We start from the raw sequence: 1869 nt of genomic DNA, 5'->3' as shown, positions 1-1869 counted from the left end.
AGAACACCTCGCCGTTGCGCACGAAGGCCCCGTCGTCCTTGTCGAGGCGCACGTCCGTCCAGTGCTGGCAGTAGTTCCGGAACGCGCGTACCTCGCCCGCGGCCCGGGTGAGGACCGCCTCGACCTCCGGCGCGCCGTCCTCGCCTTCGCCGAGGTCGCCCTCGCCCTCGTCGACCGCCTCGGAGTCGACAGGGCGCAGCGTCGCGAGCAGCGTGCTCTCCTCCGGGACCTCCTCGACGCCGGCGATCCGGCGGCTCTCGTCCATGTCCGTGGGAGGCCGGCGACCGGCTTGAACGTTGCGCGTTCCCCGGCCGCCGCCCGTCACAGCCGCTCACCGTCGTAGTACCGCTCTTCGACGCGCCGGTCGAACAGCCGCGAGAGGAGCGTCGTGAGCGGGCCGGCGACCCCCTCGCCGTCGCCGTCGACCGCGATGCCGTCGACGGTCGCCACGGGGCGGACCTCCCACGTGGAGTTCGTGAGGAATGCCTCGTCGGCTTCGCGGACCGCGTCCGGCGCGTACGTCCCCTCCTCGACCGGGATCCCCTCCGACTCCGCGAGTTCGATCACCGTCGTCCGGGTGACACCGGGCAGGATCGGTCCGTCCAGCGAGGGCGTCTTGAGCGCTGTCCCGTCGGCGAAGAAGAGGTTCGCGGTCGCGCCCTCCGCGACGTTGCCGTCGGGGTCGAGCATGAGCGCCTCGTCCGCGCCGGTGACGCGAAGTTCGAGCCGGGCCAAGATTCCGTTGAGGTAGTTGTGCGTCTTCGCCGCGGCCGGGAGCGCGCGGCTCGCGGGCTTGCGCGTCTTGGTCGTCTGGAGCGCGGCGGGCCCGCCGTGGACCGGATCGCTCCCGACGCCGCCCCGGGGGAGCGGCTTCGCGATGACGACCACGGTCGGGTCGACCTCGGGCCGCGGGTCGAGCGTGCCGGGCTGCGTCCCGCGCGTGATCGAGAGCCTGACGTAGGCGTCCGCGAGGTCGTTCGCGGCGAGCGTCTCGTCGACGCGGCGTTTCAGCTCCGCGTCGGTGATCCCGTGGTCGAGCTTCAGCGTCTCGCAGGTGTCGGCGAGCCGGGCAGCGTGCGCGTCCCACCGGAAGACGTCGCCGCCGTACGCGCGCATCGTCTCGAAGGCGGCGTCCCCGTAGGCGAACCCGCGGTCCTCCACCGAGACGGTCGCCTCCGCGGCCGGGACGAGGTCGCCGTCGACGTGGTACAGTCGCTCGCCGTCGCCGGTCGCCGCCGAGCGGTCGGTGTCGTCACTCATGCTCTTCGCACACCTCTACGAAGTTCCGGACCATGCGCTTCCCGCGCGGCGTGAGGATGCTCTCGGGGTGGAACTGGACGCCGAGGTGCGGCTTCTCGCGGTGGCGCACGCCCATCATGACCTCGCGCTCCTCGTCGGTTCGCGCGGTCTCGACCAGCTCGTCCGGGAGGGCCTCGCGCTCGACGGAGAGCGAGTGGTACCGCCCGACGCGGAGCCGGTCGGGGAGGCCGGCGAAGACGCCCTCGCTGTCGTGGGTTATCGTCGAGGGCTTCCCGTGGACGACCTCCGGCGCGTGGCCGACCCGACTCCCCCGGCTCGCGCACAGCGCCTGGTGGCCGAGACAGACGCCGAACACCGGGCGGTCGAGCGCGAAGACGGCCGTCGAGACGCCCGCCTCAGCCGGGGTTCCCGGCCCGGGCGAGACGACGACGCCGTCCGGGTCGAGCGCGCGGATCCCCGCGAGGTCGACCGCGTCGTTGCGGCGCACCGTCACCGCGCCGGCGACCTCGCCGACGTACTGGACGAGGTTGTACGCGAACGAGTCGTAGTTGTCGACGACGAGCACCCGCGCGTCGGCGTCGCCAGCGCCGGGACGCCAGCCGCCCGCCG

General features: G+C 73.2%; 2 protein-coding genes and 1 pseudogene. All 3 read right to left on the bottom strand.

The genetic code is table 11. The features are described 5' to 3' along the window. Positions 1 to 265: pseudogene (locus B9G38_RS16795) on the bottom strand (2Fe-2S ferredoxin); the annotation flags it as partial. A gap of 56 nt (positions 266 to 321) precedes the next feature. Then, a complete protein-coding gene (locus tag B9G38_RS16790; protein ID WP_049932352.1) occupies positions 322 to 1260 on the bottom strand; it encodes an aminotransferase class IV in 939 nt (312 codons plus the stop codon). Next, a partial coding sequence (locus tag B9G38_RS16785) for an aminodeoxychorismate/anthranilate synthase component II (RefSeq protein WP_143415601.1) occupies positions 1253 to 1869 on the bottom strand: 617 nt, incomplete at its 5' end. The genes B9G38_RS16790 and B9G38_RS16785, both read right to left, overlap by 8 nt.

The sequence above is a fragment of the Halorubrum sp. SD612 genome (assembly GCF_002135005.1).
Note: the sequence above shows the minus strand (reverse complement) of the source record. Positions and strands in the feature narration are given on the sequence as shown.

Bases quoted from the DNA above. Each gene is read 5' to 3' on its own strand.
- B9G38_RS16790 (WP_049932352.1), bottom strand. From the start codon at position 1,260: ATGAGTGACGACACCGACCGCTCGGCGGCGACCGGCGACGGCGAGCGA.